Genomic DNA, 18,675 nt, shown 5'->3' with positions numbered 1-18,675 from the left:
TTTACCATGCTAGGTGAAACTATTTGAAAATTCAACTAAATAAGCGCTAGCCTTCTTGATTTAATAATAATTCAGCGTGGTTTTGCAGTTTTTCTATTAATTCAAGCAGCAAAATGGCTTCTCCTTCGCTAAGAGCCTGACGATAGTGTTGTCCAGAAGCCTGCATCTTCGGCATCAGCAGTTCAAACTTGTCTTTGCCTTTATCGGTAAGGGTTAACAGAGTGCTACGGCCATCATTAGGATTTGGTGTTTTTTGCACGAAGCCCAATTCGATTAAACGCGCATTGGCTCTGGTAATTGTGGCTGCATCCATTCCTGTAAGTTCTTTAATTCTTACAGAAGTGACTGGACTGCTTATACCTATAATAGCCAGGACTCTCCATTCTCTTGGCGACATTCCTGTGCCTTTTACAAAAACATCGGTCGTTGTTTGGCGGATAGTATTAGAGAGCACTGCTAATTTATAAGGGATATGTTTATTTAGGTCGAGCATATTGCGTAATCCTGTGCATCGAGAAGAGCATTGCAAACCTCTTGAAAAAAGCTAATTGCTTGAACTTTCAAGATCATGGTGGCGTGGCGATAATTGTAACGTTAATGACGTTATTTTAGAACGGATTCTACAAAAAACTAAGTTAAATCTCTGTCTATCATTTAATCTGTTTTATTGAATTATGCAAAATTGTTATAGCAAAAAATAACTCTTTCTGGGTATCTAAGTGCTTGTTTTATTTATAGTCTCAACATAATATGGTTAGGTTGATGTCGTTGATTCATCAACTAAGGAACCGACGCTTTCTCTAACGCATCAGTCGATTGAGTGGTGAGACTGATAAGCCGTCATACTGTGAGGGACAAATGCCGGCGACAATTATTCAGACATTCATAAACATTCTCATATTAACCATGTTGGTGAATATCATCTGGTATTTTCCGGTTTTGGTCTGGGCGCATCAGTATGATCAGAAGTTGGTGGTGGATGAAGTCTCACAGGGCACCGTTAATGGTACTGAGTTTCCGGTCTATATATGGGTTGATGAGTCTGGCGGCGTGCAATTAACGCCGACGCGGCCTGCACCGGGTATCGATTATACGACGTCTGTCGTCTCTGCCACCGATGTCTCCGCTCAATCCATTTTTGAACAGGCAATGGATTCACAAAAAGAGGAGCCTGATCAGCTAGCCTTAGTTGCAGGCGAACCGCAAACCGGTCTATCGACAGGAGTGTCCAAAAGTGAGCTTTTGACGCGTGAGGAGGCGGTGAAGCGAGAGTCTTCACCGAGCTGCCGCTGGTTGGTGTCGAGAGTATTTGAATTAACCGCGATTATTGAGCGCCGTGATAGCCGTAACAAAAGCAGTTTCTGCAAAGAGCTGGCAAGTCGAGTGAATGAACTTAAGACCAATCGATGTGCTGTTGCTGGTACGGCTTATGGACGTATTTGCTGATAATTCCTAACTTATTGATCGCAGTAGCTGTGGGCGACCGGTGTACGGGTTTCACCATGGCGGTCTTGTTGAACATAAACACAATCGCCTTCAAGAGTTTTCAGGTAGTAGCTTTTTGGTAATGGTGCTTGTGGTGGAGCTTCTGGCTCATCGTCTTTGCTGGCTTCATGGATAACGTGTCCAATAATAGCGCCTGCTGCCAGAATACCCAGGGCTTTTGCGGCGCGGCCGTGACCATGTACATGAACTGAGGTGTGGCCATGGTAGCCATGATGATGACCGTGTCTGACGTGGTGGCGACTATGAATAGAACAACCAGTCAGTGCTATCAGCGTGACTGCAACAACGGAAATTTTAACTACCGAAAGAGATCTCATGGCTTAACCTGAAACGTTTTTGACTATGAGATGTATTCTAGTGGAATGAGTCTGAACAAATACTGAATGCTTGATAACCACCTTCTTTCAAATGGCATGGATGACTCGATGGAAAGAGGGCCGTTATATATTGGCTGGCATTGCGCCAGCCAAATTGGGTTATGGCATCTGGATTTGGCTGCCACCACCACCGCCAGCACCAGGAACAACGATAGAAGATGACTGCTGACGACGCAGTTCTTTGAGTTCTTCCATGGTTTTTTCCATGGCTTGTTGCGCGCCTTTAGCAAATTCTTCAATCGCTGCGGCAAGGCTGTCTGCTTCAATTTCGAAGTTCAATGGCAGTGCACCGGCAGGAGTCAACATTTGCGTTTGACCCAGGTAAGTCACTTTGCGTGATTCGTCGACTGCGCCATCAACCGTAATAGGCGTTAAAATTCTAATCGTTCCGATTTTTTGATCGGTAACGACTTCTTCTTTAAAAAGTGAGCTAGTGTCCATCTGCAATTCAGATGATTGGATAGAATCCATGATATGGCCTCAAAATTGATTGAATGTCTATACTCGTCGCCTTTTAAGGTGTAGCCATGTTAGCTGCATTTCGAAAGACTTTGGGTATATGTAAATGATCTTTAAGTGAAGGCCTTGGGTCGTCACCTGAGCGACAACACATTTTCGTTCCGTTGAAAGTGAAAAAGGCAAAAAATCTAAGTGGGATTCATGCATCTGTCGACAATCAAAAAGTCTTCACTCAAAGACCTCTTGGCGTTGATTCTACCTTATTTTAAAAAGGAGTTGGAATATCCTTACAAAATCAATCTGGTTGGAGGTCTTCAGCGTAATTAATTCTATACACTAGCGCGCTGAGACAAACTTCTGGGAAGACATTGAGTGCGGTACGCAGAAATTACCGGGTGGGGAAAATGCATGCCCCCGGCAACACTAACGAATGATGATTTATCCACGATTATGGATACCTCTGACGAATGGATTTTCTCTCGTACGGGGATGAAAGAACGTCGTATCTCTCATGTGAATGCTGATGAGTTGGCTTATGTTGCTGCGGCTCGAGCAATTGCCGCAGCAGGACTCGAAGTCAATGATATTGACGGTATTCTTTTTGGTTCTATGACGCCTACTACGCTCATGCCTAATTGCTCTTCTTATGTGCAAAAACGACTGGGCAATAAAGTGGCGGCCTGTATGGATCTCAACAGCGCCTGTTGCAGTTTTTTATATGCCATCAGCACGGCAACTTCATTGATACAGGCCGGTGTCATGAACAAGGTCGTTGTGATTGGTGCCGAAAAACTGTCATGGTTTTTGGATTGGACCAACCGCAATGTTTCCGTTTTGTTCGGTGATGGGGCGGGGGCTGTTGTGTTAGAAGCTACCAGTGAGCCTGTTGGTGTGTTATCGAGCAAGTTGGGGTGCTATGGAGATATGCGAGATACTCTGGCCACCGATAATTTTGGTTCAGGAGCGAATCGCGGTCTAGATAGCTATGCGCATATTTCCTGGGAGTTTGATGGACAGGAAATTTTTAAGCGGGCAACTCGCGGTATGGTACTAGCCACTCAGGGTGCATTAGCGGATGCCAATGTCGATGTTGAAGAAGTTGACTGGGTGATTCCGCATCAGGCCAATCGCCGTATTATTGAAGCCGTTGCCAAGCGCATGAACATTGATATGGACAGAGTTGCCATTACTGTAGATCGTTATGCCAATACATCTGCCGCAACGATTCCTGTCACTTTAACAGAGATACTGGAACAAAAACGTATACAGCCTTATGACAAGATTGTGATGCCGGCTTTTGGGGCTGGATTGACCTGGGGAGCTGCTTACTTGCGTTGGGGAGCTCGAGTAGAGCCTATTGCTGAGGCTGCTGTGGAGTTACCACCCTGCGACAAAACGGCGCTGGAATTGATAGAGCCTTTATTGGAAATTAATCGACGCCATAAGGTGGTGGTGTCGGCATAGCACGAAAGAAAAATCAGAAAAGAAAAAGTGCAATGCCCAAGGCGGGCGCTGCACTTTTAGAAGGATGTTGGCTTAGTGCTCGTGGCCGCCTACACCGTGAACGTGACCATGAGCAATTTCTTCCTCAGTTGCTTCACGAACTTCGATAACTTCTACAGAGAAGTTTAACGTTGAACCTGCCAAAGGATGGTTTCCGTCAACAGTAACGAATTGATCGTCAATGGCTGTTACTTCTACCAAGTGTGGACCTTGCTCAGTTTGAGCTTCGAAGTGCATACCTACTTCGATGTTATCAATGCCCTGGAACTGCTCTCTTGGTACCTGTTGAACCATTTCTTCCTGAACTTCGCCGTAGCCTTCTTCTGGGCTGACGGTGGTTTCTAGCTTGTCGCCAGTTGTTTTGCCTTCCAGGGCTTTTTCTAGACCTACAACGATGTTGCGATATCCATGCAAATAAGCCAATGGATCTTTACCTTCAGAAGAGTCGATAAGTTCACCAGCGTCATTTTTTACGGTGTAATGGATGTAAACAACTTTTTTATGCTCGATTTGCATGGATTGGTTCCTATATGCGTGTAGCGATGGATACGGTTTACTCTCTCGTGGAGAGGTAAAAAGAAAGTCCGATTATAATAGAGATAATGGTCACTCGTTAAGAAAAGTTTGGTTTTGCTGTGGCTTCTGAGGGTATTTCGTACTTTTTGTCTCCGCAAGGGCTTTAAAATGGCCTTAATTACCACCATTTTAGCAAACTAGTTATTGAATTTAGGATAATCATTTTGCAGGAAACGCAGATACCGGAGCAGTGTGAGCTGTGTTGTCGTGAGACCCATTTAACAAAACATCACCTGATCCCCAAAACATTGCATAACAGAAAGTCGATTCGTAAGCGTTTTTCTCGCGACGAGCGGCTATTCAAAGTCGCCTGGTTGTGTCGGTGCTGTCACGACCATATTCACCGACTATTTTCCGAAAAAGAGCTGGCATTTCATTATTACGATATGGATAAGTTACGTGCTGTGGAAGAGGTGGCTCGGTATGCTGACTGGATTAAGACGAAACCCCCTGGGTTTAAACCCAAGGGTGTTTCGTGGAAAAAGACACGCCTGTCGCGATTAGATTGAAATGGTAACGCTTGGTTTAGCGGTTCCCGTACTATCGATTTTTACATTGCATGCCAATAGTCGTTGCGCAGCGATCTTGTGGGTGGCTGTTAAATATTGAACTGCTGACTTCTGTCGTTGATCCGCCAGATTGGTCAGTAGTTTGATTTCTTCTTTGGTCAATGGTGGTAATTTTGCACCCTCTGCAACGGGTTGAGCGGGAGGAGGGAGATCGTCTCTTCCAGCCTGACCACAGAGTACGAGTGTAATTTTGGGTTTTTCGTTTAACAAGGGTGCCAGCTTGTCTAATTGCTGCTTGGCGGTATCGTTTAAGTCTTTCGATTGCGCCGCATAAGGCACCGGATCAAAACTCAGGCCCGTAGCCAGATCAAGTACTCCGCCTGCTAATGTCAGTAATCCAAAAGGAGAGTACTGATAAATAACAGCGGTTTTTATGGCTTTAATACTCACGGTTGTAATGACGTCGTTAATCGAAAAGTCGGGGTTGTTAACATCACCTTTTAGAGGAATCGAGAGCTCGATATTGTCATCACTGTCACGCAAAAGGTTTAAAGCTAGAGGCAAAGGCACACCAAGTTCTGCGGTGAGTTCGTTTTTCTCATGCTGCTCCAGATCTCCCAGCTCAAACTTGTTGAAAGAAAAGTTCACTTCGCTGTCGAGTTGGTCTGATTTTAGATTAAAGTCGATGTCGGTATTGAGCTGACCCTGATCAATTCGGTAGCCAATAAATTTGGCGGCATAAGGTGAGTAGGCGGCCAAATTCAATCCTGACAAATTGCCTTTTACGACAACATCTGGACTTTTGGCTGTTTGGGTTAATTGTCCATCGGCTTTTAAAATGCCAGTCTGGTTAATCAAAGTTTCAAAAGTAAAGTCACTGACACGTTGCTCACTGTTTAAATCTTTAACAGTCAGGTTTAGTTTTTCTAGCTGATGTTTTGAAACTGGATGCACACTATGATCAATGACCTGTAAGGTCTGACTATCGATAATAGAAAGCTGTTTTATTGTATAGTGAACAGAGGTTTCTTCTTGCGTTTCTGCCTCGGGTTTCATTTCTGCTTCAGCTTCTGTCGATGCGGCTGATTCATCGGAGGCCTCACTAGCTGGGAACCATTGCGCTAAATTAAACTGTGCATCGGGTAGAATTTCTGCGTACAAAAAGGTGCCCTTATTGAGCACTTCGTCGATAACCAGCGTGTTGTTTTGCCAGTCGATATGGTTGATCGTCAGATTAGCAAAACCTGCGTGATAGTTTTCGTCTGCCTGAGGCTCAAGGCTCACGACGGATTGATCCAGCGCTTTAAATTCGGATAATTCCAATGCCTCCACTTTGCTGGAAGTCGGCTGGTGAAAAACGTTTTTCACCACAATACTGCTTAAAGAAGCTAGTGGATGTAGTTGTTGATCTTTGGCAGTCGCCCACGTCTTGATGTTGTTACTGATAAATTCGTTAAGTTCGACGGTTGTGGTGTCTGGCGCAAAAGATAGGTTTTTTAAAGCGAGTTCATCAATTGAGCCAGCCAGCTTGGCCATACTATGAGGAGATTGTGCCTGCTTATCCCACATAAAATAAGGCTGTTGCCAGTCGATTTGATCCAGTTTGATGGCTTCGGGTGTTAGACGCAATTGGTCCAGTATCAACTGTTGATGAGATAGCAACGACATTTGATTCAGTTGCAAATCGAACAACGATGATAAAAATTTACCTTCAACAGAATAATCCACCTGTTGGCCCGCAATAATCTTTACGTCACCTAACCATTGCAGTTGCGTTTTTAAACACAATTGATTCGCTGGTGCATCAGGGTGTACTAACGCTTCAAACATGGGCTTTATGGCATCGCTGTCTTTCCAGCAAACTGCTTTTAATCCAAGCTCCAGATTGGTCAGGTTTATTTTCCATTCTGCAGGTGTGGCTGATTCATCTGGTGGTGTATCGTTGCTTGGTGCTGGAGGGACAATAGAGCCGATTTGTTGCACCACTTTTTGCTGGGTAACCAGGTCGAGTGTTAAGCCTTGTAGTTCAAACTCGTCAATGACAACCTGATTTTCAAAGAGTGGAGACCAGCGCCAGTCGAGTACTAAATCATCAAAGCTTAAAGTTTGCTGCTGTTGGCTGGAATTAAATTGCTTTATATGAAGGCGAGAATTGAACAGTGATAAATCGAGCTCTTCGATGGTGATCTCTGCACCTTGTTGTTCAAACCAGTGTGTTACAGCAAACTTAACGACATAAGAACTAAGCGCAACAATAAGAGCAAGCAGCAGCAATAAACTGAATAAGATGGCTCGAATTGGATGTTTACGAAAATTAACAAACGGCATTGATATTCCCTGAGTGATACGGCATTTTCCGCTATTGTAAATCAAGTCACCCGTATCGTGAAACGCTGATACTCGGTGCTGAAGCAAAATGGTTGTAAGGTCATAGCCAAACTGTATTAGTAGTCTAACTTAAAACTATGAATAATCTTTAATGAGCACCAACAGCGAAAGAAAAGGTGGATATTTATCCGTTGTTTGAGTGTTTTTTGAGCGTATGATAGGTGTGTCGGTTATTAGAATGGGCTGTTTAGTTAGCAAAGAGGAGCAGTAAGTGGCGAAAGTGATGGTGTTTCAACATGTGCCTTATGAACCATTGGGGACCTTAGATCCCTTGATTCGGGCGGCACGGCATCGTATTCGCTACGTTAATTTTGGCCGTGACCCAAATGAACAACCTTCTCTTAGAGGCTACGATGGGTTGGTTGTATTAGGCGGGCCTATGAATATTGGCCAAGAAGCCAACTACCCACATTTGGACGTTGAAAAGGCATTGATTAGAGAAGCTATTGAGCTTGGGATCCCTATTCTTGGTATTTGCCTCGGTGCTCAATTGATTGCTTCTTCGATGGGAGCTGATGTGCGTCAGATGGATGAACGAGAGGTAGGATGGACCGAGTTAGCGCCGACCCCTGCTGGTGGTGCCGATAAGGTTATCCAGCACTTCGGGTCATCAGAGATGGTGTTTCAGTGGCATGAGTACACATTTGAGCTTCCTTCTGGTGCGGAGCTCCTCGTGAGTGGGCAACAATGCCACAATCAGGCTTTTCGTCTAAATGACAATGTTTATGGGTTTCAATTTCATCTGGAAGCTAATCTCCCATTAATTCAACGCTGGTTGCGGTTACCTCAGCACTTAGAAGAGCTGGGATTGGAGCAAGCTGAAGCTCGAATTGAGTCTATTTGGGCGCAGACTCTTTATCAAATGGATCGTTCACTGGCGCTAAGCCATCAGGTTTTCAGTCAATTTTTGTCTTTATTGCCTGCGGTCAAGGCGCAGCAGGTGTTCTTTCACCGCTAAATAGGCCGTCAGTAGCGGTATAAGCTATACTCTCTGTAGATATTGTGACTTTTTATCGTTGTAGGAGAGAGGCGTTATGGCAATGGAGGGAGCATCGCAAGAATTACGTTCGGAAGCTCGTCTGGCAGTTCAGCGAGAGGCATTTATTCGCTATAAGTTCACCCAGTTAGATGGTGCCGAGAAGTTGCACGCCAGTCGCATTCGTGATATCTCTTTATCTGGAATCAAGATAGTTTGTCACGAACCCGTTCCGATTGGTCAAATCCTCGATTTAAATGTAATATTTTCTGATGACGAAAGAGTGTTTGTGCTGATAGGCCGAGTTCAATGGTGCCTTGAGTTAGATAATACGCCAACCTATTCTGCTGGGGTTTGCTTGATCGATAAAGAATCATCCGATTTTAGTGATTGGAAGACCTTATTTGATCAAGAGGACACATCGAGTGGATGAAGAGAGAAAAAATGAGTAATGAAATTCAGATCGATAGTGAGACGTCACAAGATCTGCGTAAAGAAAATCGCTATCGTCGCGAAGAGTTGGTTTTCATTGAGGTGCTGTCTTCTTCTGCTGAGCAACACGACGGACTTATTGTTAAATGCTCAACTCGTGATATTTCCGCTACAGGGCTTAAAGTTCAGTCCAGCTATCCTCTTAAAGTAAACAGTTTGTTGGAGCTTTTGGTTGAGTTTAAGGATGACTCTAGTCGTTTTCTATTAACGGGCGAAGTGCGTTGGTGCGATCAAATCGACGATATGCCTACCTACCTTTGTGGCTTCGAGATTATTGAAGCAGAACATTCTGATATTCATTCCTGGCGTACACAATTCCCTTAAGCATTGTTGCGACCTGTTCGAAGCCGCCAGGTGACTATTGATAAACTATTTAATCGCTTTGTGATATCTTTATTTGGAGATTATTCAGTATCCGTTACAATCTAGATATCGATTGTACTTAACGCTTTTGGGCAAGGTTTATTGTATGAAGCAAGTATTGTTAATTCTGTTGATTTTGGCATTAATCATTGGTCGTGTGTTATGGGTAAAAGAAGCACACCCTGGCCAGTGGTCTATCGTTTTCGATAACTATCAAGATACTGAATCTGTTGGTGAGCTTGTTGCCGAGACTATCTCTGTGTTTCGTGGCATCCGAGTGTCCAGAGCACCCATGTCAGTTCGCGAAGCCAATAAAGTGATTTATAAATGGACTGATAAATACGGCCAGGTTCACATGAATTATCAGTTACCCCCTGATGTTAAGGACTACGAAACGGTTCGCTTGGGCGATTTGAAGTTTGATATTGATAAATCTCTTTCGAAAGAAGAGAAAGAGGCTTTGTTAAAAGGCGGCCAATAAATACACTAGCGACAGTATGAGGGCTTGGAGCTGAACATACTGTCGACGGCTAGCGCCGAAAAGACTCTCTGTTTATATGCCGTTTGTTTTCTGATTTCTTTAATAATACGTAAACTGAACCGGTGCCGCCATGTTTTGGCTGAGCCGAGTGGAAGGCCATCACTTCTGGAATTTGGTGTAGCCAGTAGTTAACGTAGCTTTTTAGTTTAGCAGGCGGGTTACTACGTTCTCCTTTGCCATGAGTGATTAGTATCGTGCGGCATTCCAGCTTGAGGCTGGTTTTAATAAATCTAAACAGGGCTTGACGTGCTTCTTCTACGGTATGTCGATGCAAATCTAAATGAGCATCCAATGTGTATTTGCCAAGGCGCATTTTCTTGTAAACACCTTCCTGCAAACCATCCATTTTTTTGTAGATAATATCTAAGGGATCGACCATCGGGATATCAGCATCAGAGAGGAAATTCTCGTCTCTACGTTGATCATTCAAAGCGGCATGCCGTCTGACGGAGACTGACACATCGGCCTTTTCGTTAGGCTTAATAATGACTTTATCTTGCTTTAACGGCTTGACGCCATCGGTCATTTCGGCAAAAAGAGATTCTTCGTCAGACATGGTTATCGGTACATCAATACAACTTAACCTGAGTTTATCAATGATTGGGCGTTATACGTAAGTCTTTTGTGCTGGAATTGGGCTGCGCCAGAACTATTAATATCACTAATTTAACCGCTCAAAGCTCTGTTTTCGCTGGTTATTGGGACAAAACTATTGAATCGTCTAAACTTATAAAAATTAATGTGGATATGAACCATGCCTCGAAACTCGACCACAAAATCTGCTGCTATTCGTGCTGATGTTGAAGTGAAGACTAACATTATGGGTACTGTCATGGCCACGACCAGCGAATTATCAGATAGTGGCGCTTTTATTCAGTCCAATATTTTAACCGAATTACCACCGGGCACTTTTATTACGGTTCAGGCCATTGGATTTCCTGAGCCTATGCCTGTTGTTGAGGCCGTGGTAGTTGATGTGGGCAAAGAGGGTATTTCTATCAAGTTTGTGATGTAACTCTTTGTAACTAGATGATTTTTTTATAGCAAGCTGGTATTATTTGATAACCTGTATAATACGCTAACAGAGTTTTGAGTGGCTTATGATTGATGGAAAATTTAATATCGTATTCTCTGGTCGCGTTGTGCCTAACGCCGATCTGGACGAAGTGAAGCTAAATCTGGCCAAATTGTTTAAGACCAATGTTGAGCAGATGGAACGTTTGTTTACTGGCGAAGCCAATGTCATTAAAAAAGGCCTGGATTACCCAACCGCCATGAAATACCAGTCAGCGCTTAAGCAAGCTGGTGCTATGGTCTTAATTCAGAAAATTGAGACCGAAGAAGCTGTCGCTGAAACGCCGACTCAGGCTGCAAAACCTGTTTCTGAGCCTCCTGTACAGGCAGAACCTGTTGCTCAACAACCTGCTCCACCAGCAGAGGCCGTGCCAGCGCCCGTCGCTGCGCAAGCGAATGAAGATTCACCCGAAGGTGGTGATTGGAGTGTTGCTAATGCCGGTGAAAGACTCGTCAAAGAAAAGGTCTATGAGCAGCGAGAAGTGGATACTTCTGCGTTATCTTTAGCCGGAACAGGCGAAAGAATCTTACCCGAGACAGAAAAGAATGAACCTCCTCCGCCAGATACTAGCCATCTAAAACTGGTTTAGGGTTACCTTATTGTTGCAGTTCTTCCGTTGATATTGCTTCAAACTTAAACTCGAAAGAATGCTCTGCGGTTACAGTCTGGTACACGGGAGCATCTGGGGCTATTTGGTGGAATTGCTGTTGCAGTTGCGCCAGTTTATCTTTGGGCATCAATGGGCCTGCATAGAGCGCTCTAATATTTTGCTCGTTAAAAGGATGCCACGGTTTGGCATCGCTATCTAACGGGCTCACATAACGCCATTCTTTCTGACTTTTAAACAGCTTGTTTTGCACGAGAAGCAACTCGATTGGCTTAAGCTCTATTTCATTAAGCTCTCCAAGCATGAGCTGAATACAAGAGTTAAGAGCCAGCACTTTAGCTGGAGTGGTGGGATAGTTAGCAGGATGCAATTGAGACATAAAGGATTCGTCATCAGAAAAGTCAAAACGAATGACCGCACCTGTATAGTGCTGAGCTTCTGAATTCCACAGCTGTATGTCATTCAGATTATCAAAAAAGCGTACAATTCTTTGGTTTTCGATGTATTGCCGCAAATCTTCGTAATAGGTTTCTGCCTGGTGATAATTTTGCTCAACAACTGTTGGCAACAGGCTTTCTAGTGCTGTTCTTATATCTTTTTCACTTTCAAACCGTTCTTCGCTGCGCCAACGACGAATGACCTTTTGCATTGGATGGTTAGGGTTTCCTTTAGGAGAGCTCTTGCTGAGAATCAATCCCACCATGCGGCGGATGGTGCTTTCGAGCATCTCGGTACGATTAAATTCAATCGTCATTGTTTTGGTTGGAATAAAGGGATCTTTTAGCTGATGGGATTCGTACAGAGGCAACGCAGACAGTTTGAGTATCTGGTTTATCTGTGCGAAAGAGCCAAAAAAATTCAATGCCGTCGGTTGCGGATTCACGTTGGTTGATTACCTCTTATTTTTAACTTAGTTATAGTACAAAACTGATTTTCAGCACAAAAAGAAAGCGGACAATTTTAAGAAAAACTTGCAATCTACTTAAATAAGTAGTATTAATTTGTTTGGTAATCAGAACACTAGGATAATTTTTTATGAGTAGAGAACTGACCATGCGTCAGCAGCATGTGCTGGACGTATTAAGAGACTTTATTGAAGAAAATGGAATTGCGCCGACTCATGCAGAGCTCGCTCGTTTACTTGATGTCAGCTCGACAAAAGCTGCTGCCGATCATTTGAAAGCGCTGGCAAAAAAAGGCGCAATTCGGTTGCACAGTGAGAAAACGCGCGGGATCCAGATTCTTGCCAGCGAGGTTGATGAGCTGCCTTTGTTGGGATCCGTTGCTGCCGGTCTACCCATTGAAGCGGTAGAGAATATTGAGCGTTATGTAACGATTCCTGAGATTTTAAGACGCAAAAAGCCGACTTTCCTGTTACGTGTTCGTGGCGACAGTATGAAGGATGCCGGTATTCTTGATGGTGATTTGATTGCCGTACGCAAATCTCAGACAGCTGATATTGGACAAATTGTCGTCGCAAGAATCGAAGACGAAGTGACGGTAAAACGTTTAGGCAAAGAAAACGGTAATCCAGTTCTGTATCCTGAAAACTCTGACTTCCAACCTATTGAGGTGGCTCCCGATCAACTGATTATTGAAGGTCAGTTTGTTGGCTTGATTAGGGCGTAACCGCCTTTCTGATATCTTATCCTATTGTTCTAGTCCCATGAATACAGCCGTTATAGCCAAAGCATTTGAAAGACGACGGGGATATTCATGGGATTTTGCTTATATTCATGCTTTAAACTGTGTAATACCTCGTGTTTGAGGTAAAATATTCTTTTCTGTTCGAAGCATTTATTACTATCTCCTATGAAACTCGTCGTTAAGCTGTTCCATGAAATTGTTGTCAAAAGCAAACCTGTTCGAAAGCTGTTTGTTACCCAGTTACGCCGCAATTTAACCAAATTGATTCAGGAAATTGTGCCTGAAGCCAAGGTTTTTAGCCGCTGGGATAAGATCGAGGTAGAAATGCCTGATATTGATAGCACGACCTGGGAAGTCTTAAAAGAACGATTACAGTGCACGCCCGGAATCGACTTTGTCTACCGTGTAGACAGCCACGAGTTCAATGAGTTGGACGATGTCGCGCAATTGTGTATTCGTCACTATGCCGAAGACGTGAAAGACAAGAGCTTTTGCGTGCGTATTAAGCGTAAAGGTAAGCACTCTTTCACCTCGAGTGAAGCTGAGCGCCAGATAGGTGGTGCCATACTACACAATACCGAAGCGCGTCAGGTGGATCTTCACAATCCAGAATACTTACTGCAACTGGAAATCATCGATCAAACTGTGGCACTGGTCAGAGAGAAGATTGAAGGTTTAGGTGGATATCCTTTAGGACAGCAAGAGGCTGTCTTGTCACTGATCTCCGGCGGGTTTGATTCAACCGTATCGAGTTATCTGATGACTCGTCGTGGTATTTTAACGCACTTCTGCTTTTTCAATTTGGGTGGCTTAGCTCATGAGATTGGTGTTAAACAGGTTGCATCTTACTTGTGGCAAAAGTACGGCAGTACCCAACGAGTGAAATTTGTTTCGGTACCTTTTGAAGAGGTTGTGAATGAAATTCTGCAGAAGGTAGATTCCTCTTTGATGGGAGTCGTTCTTAAACGCATGATGTTGCGAGCGGCCGAAAAGGTAGCAGAAGATTTGGCTTTGCCTGCAATCGTTACTGGAGAGGCTGTAGGTCAAGTTTCAAGCCAAACTCTAACCAACTTAAATGTCATTAACGAATGTTCAAATGCTACGGTTTTACGCCCTCTTATTTCGATGGACAAACAAGATATTATTGCCATCGCCCGTGACATTGGTACCGAAGATTTTGCCGCCAGCATGCCAGAGTATTGTGGCGTTATTTCTCGCAAACCAACAACGCGAGCAAAATTAGATAAAGTGTTAGAGACAGAAAGTGACTTCGACTTTTCTGTTCTCGACAACGCCATCGCAGAGAAAAAAATAGTCAGTATTCATCAAGTTCTGGAAGGTGTTGTCACTGATACTAACGTAGAGGTCATCGCCACACCTGATGTGAACGATGTTATTATTGATGTTAGACATCCCGACGAAGAAAGCTTATCGCCGTTGATGTTAACCAATAATAAAATTCTCAAGATTCCATTTTATTCCATTAGCAATCGTCTCGAAGAGTTAGATAAAAACACGCGTTACCTACTGTATTGCGATAAAGGCGTGATGAGCCAAGTTCAGGCTCACCAACTCACTCTGCAAGGCTTCGATAATATCAAGGTATTTCGCAATTAGAGCTCATCCCATTTTCGCTTAATTGCGAAAATGGGATTCAAATTTAGGCGCAGTTCAACGCGCGTCCGCTTCGGGTTTCGTGATAGCCATCGTTGTTACTATCTTTCGAAGGGGCTACTCGTCCTGTTTTGGCTAGAAAGATAGCGCGTGCGTGACGCGGCTTTTCTTTTAGACAAAACGTAAAAGTTCCATTGTTGTGCCAGGTTATACCTGTTGGTGCAAAGGTAATTGGGCTATCTCCTTTGAATGAGCGCCACTGAATGCTTAACTTTTTATTTTGTGGCTTATGAAAAAACAACACTTCATCCTTGTCGGTGAGTTGTTGATCTTTATCCTCATCAACAAAAACAAGAAAACCTTTTGTCCAATTCCCACCGCAACTATTTGGAGAGGCTTGAGCGCACACGGCTACATGCTTTTGATATTTAATGGCGTACTCTCTGGCAAGCTGTAATCCGTTTGCTAATTTGGCCGCTTCGGTGTTGACGATGGTCCGGTTATACAGGTGACCAAAACTTGGGATGGCGCCCGTTATAAGTATGCCTGCAATGCCAGTGGCTACAAGCATCTCTGTTAATGTAAAACCTTTTGATTTCATAGTTATCCTTAAAGTAAAAAATTCGGGTGCTGTCGTTTCCATAGAGAGTGCCCGATAATGAATCGCGGTCAGTGTGCCTCAATCAATAGGCTATTCGAAGCTGCAATCACGCAGATTGTTGTGAGAGATTGACTAGGTGCGAAGTGGGAGATCTTTGGAAAATCGTCGAAGTGTGAATGTGCAACTTGATAGTGATCAAATCAAATGTTTTGATACTAGTAATAGGCTGGTTTTGATGATCTCTTATCTTTAAGGTTGTTACCTGAAGATTTTTTGAGCAAGCTTCAGGTAACGGGAAGGGTTACTCAAGGCCGAGCTTTTTTAATCGGTAACGCATAGCTCTAAAGCTAATTCCAAGTAGATGAGCCGCTGCTGTTTTATTGCCTTTGGTTTCAGCCAATGCTTCCATAATCGTGTTTTTTTCTACTTCTTCCAAGAATTCTTCTAGTGGTTTGTTCCCACGTCTGGGCAGAGAGGGTATGTCCTCAACCGTCGTTTCCTGAGGAATGTGATAGGACTCAGATTGATCGATTTTAATATCTGCTACATCGATGCTGGCATCTACCGACAGGGTAACAGCGCGTTCTAACATGTTTTCTAACTCGCGAATATTTCCCGGAAACGAGTAGCTTTTTAACTTGGCCAAAGCAGCTTCTGTAATGCTAGGTTTGGTTGTATTGTTGCGTTCTGCCAGTCGTTCTAAAAAGTAATTGGTCAGTTCTGGAATATCATCTCTGCGTTCTCTGAGTGCAGGCACATCAACCTCAATAACATTCACTCGATAAAACAAATCCTGACGAAAGTGACCATCTTTGACCAGGGCTTTGAGATCTTTATGAGAGGCAGAAATAATTCGTATATCGACATTAACCTCTTGATCGGAACCAATAGAACGAATAGCTCGTTCTTGAATGGCTCTTAGCAGCTTCACTTGCATCGATAATGACAGATCAGCGATCTCATCCAGAAAGAGAGTTCCTCCGTTGGCAGCCTGAAAAAGCCCTTCTTTGTCTTGGGAAGCACCAGTGAAGGAGCCTTTTTTATGACCAAAGAATTCGCTCTCTACCAACTCTGAAGGGATGGCACCACAGTTAACCGCAATAAAAGGGCCATCAGTTCGGGGGCCATTTTTATGAATCAAGCGGGCAACCATTTCTTTTCCTGTACCGGATTCGCCATGCACATAAATAGGAGCCTGACTTTTGGCAACTTTTAGAATGGTTTGTTTGAGGCGTTGAACACAATCCGTTGACCCTATAAATTGGCGACCTCCAGCAAACTGATTTTGTTTGGATTGAGAACTGTTAACTTTGAGTGCTCGTGTCACCAGATTTCGCAGGTTAGATAAATCAACCGGTTTGGAGACAAAGTCAAAAGCGCCTAACTTCATCGCTTCGATCGCTGTTTCCATATTGCCATGTGCCGTCAGTACGGCGACCGGAATTTCTTGAGGAAGATGCTGGATTTTCTCGACGATTTCGAGCCCACTGCCATCGGGCAGTCTCATATCAGTTAAACAAAAGTCGTAGGTGTTTTTTTCTAGTTTTTGATTGGCTTCAGAAACGTTGCTGGCGGTATGGCAATTAATCCCCATTCGCAGCAAAGTCATGGAAAGTAGTTCCAATATATCGGGTTCGTCGTCGATCAATAATGCAGTCGGTTCTGTCATTCGATATGTTCTCTTGCAAATGTCACTCTAAAGCAGCTTCCACCAGATGGAACTGGAATATAATCCAGGCTGGCGCGATTGGCTTCACATAATTCTTTTGATATATAGAGCCCTAAACCTGTACCTGTGGGGCTGGTGGTAAAGAATGGCTCAAAAATCTTCTCGGCTTTTTCAGGTTCTATCCCTTCGCCTTTATCAATGATTTCGAGGAAGCACCGGCTTCTTGCCAGATCAAAGCCCGCGGTTAATCTGAGCTGGTACTTTTGTGTGTTCTGAAAACTATACCTTAGACCATTTTCTACCAAATTATTAACCACTTGCATTAATTGGCTACGGTCAAAAGGTACTTTTAACGTATCGGGCATTACATCAATAACGACCATAAGTTTTGCGTCGGCCGCTTTTTTCCTCTCTTCGATAAGTTGTGTCAGAAAAGGCAGCATCTCGACTCTTTCGGTCGTTGGCGCTCGACGCTGGGATAGCTGCATGACGTTTTCAATAATGGTGTTCATTCTCACCGCGTTTTTCTGAATGATACTCAGCAACTTAATGTCTGAAGCTGGTAAGTCTTGTGACTCTTCCAGCAGTTGGGTGGCATGGCTGAGGGCACCCAAAGGGTTTCTTATTTCATGAGCGATACTGGCCGTTAATCGGCCTAATGAAGCCAGCTTTAAATTTTGTGCCTGTTGCGTAATCTCTGTCGTGTCTTCCAGAAACAACAAGCGTGCATTGTTTGAGTCTTTAATAACCGATTGCGTGATCTGAATTCTCGGTCCGGTAGGACTATGACGAAAGCTGGATATTCTTGCGGGTTGGTTTTCGTTAGAGGAAAGCACTTTTTCCAGTTCTTCGCTCACTTCATGCAATGGCCTGCCTTCTACATGATCGGGCATTTCCAGTAGTTCCCAGGCGGCAGTATTAATAAATTGAACATACATGCGGCTATCGAGTGCGATAACGCCTGTTTTCATAAATTGAATAATAGACTCGTTCAACTTTTCCATGCTGGCCAGATCGGCACTGGTGGCTTCTGCCTCCAGTTCACTTTGTTTTAAGCGCTGTGCTGTAAGCAATGCAAACAAAGAGGTCGCGAAGAAAGTCGCACCGAGCAGACCTGCCTGAGTAATATGGTCAGATTTATCGCCAGTCAGTTTTAACAGTACGGCTTCACCAATCACAACTGCGGTGGCTATGGCCGCAAATGATAAAGAAGAGCTTTTGGCCAATAACAAACAGGCCGTGGTGACCGAGACGGCCATCAACATGCCCAGACCCGTGGCTACTCCGCCGCTGGCATGCATCAAAAGGGCGATTAAAATGATGTCCAGAAAAACTTGCAGTTCAACCTGGGCATGAAAGGGAATTCGAGTGATTCGGGATAAAGCAAAAAAGGATACGCTGGTCAGAAAGTAAGCTATTGAAGTCCAGTGAAACAGTATCTCGTCATTTTGGCCCAAAAAGACGTCATCGGCTTTGAGCTGAAAAAGCACCAATAAAAAGCCAGATACGACAATTCGATACAGGGTGTATATCTGTAATGCGCGCCATGCTGTTACTTCATGTGCAGCCTTTAAGTCTTTCATTTACTGTATTTTATTGGAGTCTTCACTGGCTAAGGTCATAGTATGAGTGTAACTCATTACTCAAGGCTAGTGAAAACTCCATGGAGAAAAGGAAAAGAAGAGGTATTCGCATAAAACTTAGCCGCTTTTGCGAGTTTGAAGCTTTTCGTTCGCCTGGAGCGGATTTTTTTGCGCAAGACTGATAAATGC

Annotated in this window: 21 protein-coding genes; 11 read left to right on the top strand and 10 right to left on the bottom strand. The window is 43.8% G+C overall.

The genetic code is table 11. The features are described 5' to 3' along the window. Window positions 1–46 precede the first annotated feature (46 nt). Window positions 47–493, bottom strand: a complete 447-nt coding sequence (locus NH399_RS13530; protein WP_253040922.1) for a MarR family winged helix-turn-helix transcriptional regulator — start codon at window positions 491–493, stop codon at window positions 47–49. Window positions 494–858: 365 nt separating this feature from the next. Here NH399_RS13530 and NH399_RS13525 point away from each other — a divergent pair, with 365 nt between their 5' ends. After that, the gene (locus tag NH399_RS13525) at window positions 859–1,446 is read left to right on the top strand and encodes a hypothetical protein (protein WP_253040920.1); all 588 of its coding nucleotides are present in this window, start codon (window positions 859–861) and stop codon (window positions 1,444–1,446) included. 11 nt (window positions 1,447–1,457) lie between these two features. On the opposite strand, the gene NH399_RS13520 is transcribed toward NH399_RS13525, so the two are convergent. After that, on the bottom strand, window positions 1,458–1,823 hold the full coding sequence (locus NH399_RS13520) for a hypothetical protein (RefSeq protein ID WP_253040918.1): 366 nt from the start codon (window positions 1,821–1,823) through the stop codon (window positions 1,458–1,460). 159 nt (window positions 1,824–1,982) lie between these two features. Then, on the bottom strand, window positions 1,983–2,354 hold the full coding sequence (locus NH399_RS13515) for a hypothetical protein (RefSeq protein ID WP_253040916.1): 372 nt from the start codon (window positions 2,352–2,354) through the stop codon (window positions 1,983–1,985). A 360-nt stretch (window positions 2,355–2,714) separates the two neighbouring features. Here NH399_RS13515 and NH399_RS13510 point away from each other — a divergent pair, with 360 nt between their 5' ends. Next, window positions 2,715–3,806, top strand: a complete 1,092-nt coding sequence (locus NH399_RS13510; RefSeq protein ID WP_371876079.1) for a ketoacyl-ACP synthase III — start codon at window positions 2,715–2,717, stop codon at window positions 3,804–3,806. Window positions 3,807–3,878: 72 nt separating this feature from the next. Here NH399_RS13510 and slyD read toward each other — a convergent pair whose 3' ends face one another. Further along, entirely contained in the window at window positions 3,879–4,361 is a 483-nt protein-coding gene (gene slyD / locus NH399_RS13505) for a peptidylprolyl isomerase (RefSeq protein ID WP_253040912.1), read from the bottom strand. 224 nt (window positions 4,362–4,585) lie between these two features. Here slyD and NH399_RS13500 point away from each other — a divergent pair, with 224 nt between their 5' ends. Beyond that, the gene (locus NH399_RS13500) at window positions 4,586–4,930 is read left to right on the top strand and encodes a hypothetical protein (protein ID WP_253040909.1); all 345 of its coding nucleotides are present in this window, start codon (window positions 4,586–4,588) and stop codon (window positions 4,928–4,930) included. On the opposite strand, the gene NH399_RS13495 is transcribed toward NH399_RS13500, so the two are convergent. Continuing rightward, window positions 4,922–7,258: a DUF748 domain-containing protein gene (locus tag NH399_RS13495; RefSeq protein WP_253040907.1), complete on the bottom strand. Its 2,337-nt coding sequence runs from the start codon at window positions 7,256–7,258 to the stop codon at window positions 4,922–4,924. The two genes, NH399_RS13500 and NH399_RS13495, sit on opposite strands and share 9 nt — an antisense overlap. Before the next feature lie 271 nt (window positions 7,259–7,529). On the opposite strand from NH399_RS13495, the gene NH399_RS13490 reads away from it, so the two are divergent. From NH399_RS13490 to NH399_RS13475, 4 genes are all read left to right on the top strand, one after another. Then, the gene (locus tag NH399_RS13490) at window positions 7,530–8,276 is read left to right on the top strand and encodes a gamma-glutamyl-gamma-aminobutyrate hydrolase family protein (protein ID WP_253040905.1); all 747 of its coding nucleotides are present in this window, start codon (window positions 7,530–7,532) and stop codon (window positions 8,274–8,276) included. Between the two features lie 76 nt (window positions 8,277–8,352). Then, window positions 8,353–8,727 (top strand): PilZ domain-containing protein, encoded by a 375-nt coding sequence (locus NH399_RS13485; RefSeq protein ID WP_253040903.1) that lies wholly within the window; start codon window positions 8,353–8,355, stop codon window positions 8,725–8,727. A gap of 11 nt (window positions 8,728–8,738) precedes the next feature. Further along, window positions 8,739–9,110 carry a PilZ domain-containing protein gene (locus NH399_RS13480; protein ID WP_253040901.1) on the top strand — a complete coding sequence of 124 codons (372 nt, stop codon included), beginning with the start codon at window positions 8,739–8,741 and terminating at the stop codon, window positions 9,108–9,110. A gap of 145 nt (window positions 9,111–9,255) precedes the next feature. Then, window positions 9,256–9,630: a DUF4124 domain-containing protein gene (locus NH399_RS13475; protein ID WP_253040899.1), complete on the top strand. Its 375-nt coding sequence runs from the start codon at window positions 9,256–9,258 to the stop codon at window positions 9,628–9,630. Between the two features lie 49 nt (window positions 9,631–9,679). On the opposite strand, the gene smrA is transcribed toward NH399_RS13475, so the two are convergent. Next, window positions 9,680–10,246, bottom strand: a complete 567-nt coding sequence (smrA, locus tag NH399_RS13470) for a DNA endonuclease SmrA (RefSeq protein WP_253040897.1) — start codon at window positions 10,244–10,246, stop codon at window positions 9,680–9,682. Between the two features lie 198 nt (window positions 10,247–10,444). On the opposite strand from smrA, the gene NH399_RS13465 reads away from it, so the two are divergent. Then, window positions 10,445–10,705, top strand: a complete 261-nt coding sequence (locus NH399_RS13465; protein WP_253040895.1) for a hypothetical protein — start codon at window positions 10,445–10,447, stop codon at window positions 10,703–10,705. Between the two features lie 85 nt (window positions 10,706–10,790). Next, the gene (locus NH399_RS13460; RefSeq protein WP_253040893.1) at window positions 10,791–11,354 is read left to right on the top strand and encodes a hypothetical protein; all 564 of its coding nucleotides are present in this window, start codon (window positions 10,791–10,793) and stop codon (window positions 11,352–11,354) included. A gap of 7 nt (window positions 11,355–11,361) precedes the next feature. Here NH399_RS13460 and NH399_RS13455 read toward each other — a convergent pair whose 3' ends face one another. After that, window positions 11,362–12,255: a hypothetical protein gene (locus tag NH399_RS13455; RefSeq protein ID WP_253040891.1), complete on the bottom strand. Its 894-nt coding sequence runs from the start codon at window positions 12,253–12,255 to the stop codon at window positions 11,362–11,364. A 152-nt stretch (window positions 12,256–12,407) separates the two neighbouring features. Between NH399_RS13455 and lexA the strand changes: the two genes are divergently transcribed. Together lexA and thiI are read left to right on the top strand one after the other, a co-directional pair. Continuing rightward, the gene (gene lexA / locus NH399_RS13450; protein ID WP_253040889.1) at window positions 12,408–13,001 is read left to right on the top strand and encodes a transcriptional repressor LexA; all 594 of its coding nucleotides are present in this window, start codon (window positions 12,408–12,410) and stop codon (window positions 12,999–13,001) included. Between the two features lie 183 nt (window positions 13,002–13,184). Further along, complete coding sequence (gene thiI / locus NH399_RS13445) at window positions 13,185–14,636, top strand: tRNA uracil 4-sulfurtransferase ThiI (RefSeq protein WP_253040887.1); 1,452 nt, start codon at window positions 13,185–13,187, stop codon at window positions 14,634–14,636. A gap of 43 nt (window positions 14,637–14,679) precedes the next feature. Here thiI and NH399_RS13440 read toward each other — a convergent pair whose 3' ends face one another. From NH399_RS13440 to NH399_RS13430, 3 genes are all read right to left on the bottom strand, one after another. Next, window positions 14,680–15,276: a GspH/FimT family pseudopilin gene (locus tag NH399_RS13440; RefSeq protein ID WP_253040885.1), complete on the bottom strand. Its 597-nt coding sequence runs from the start codon at window positions 15,274–15,276 to the stop codon at window positions 14,680–14,682. A gap of 259 nt (window positions 15,277–15,535) precedes the next feature. Next, on the bottom strand, window positions 15,536–16,903 hold the full coding sequence (locus tag NH399_RS13435) for a sigma-54 dependent transcriptional regulator (protein ID WP_253040883.1): 1,368 nt from the start codon (window positions 16,901–16,903) through the stop codon (window positions 15,536–15,538). Continuing rightward, window positions 16,900–18,486: a nitrogen regulation protein NR(II) gene (locus NH399_RS13430; RefSeq protein ID WP_253040881.1), complete on the bottom strand. Its 1,587-nt coding sequence runs from the start codon at window positions 18,484–18,486 to the stop codon at window positions 16,900–16,902. Before NH399_RS13430 ends, NH399_RS13435 begins: the two co-directional genes overlap by 4 nt. Window positions 18,487–18,675: the final 189 nt, after the last annotated feature.

The sequence above is a fragment of the Pleionea sp. CnH1-48 genome (assembly GCF_024124665.1).
Lineage (GTDB): Bacteria > Pseudomonadota > Gammaproteobacteria > Enterobacterales > Kangiellaceae > JAMXSB01.
This window is presented reverse-complemented; position numbering and strand designations above follow the sequence as displayed.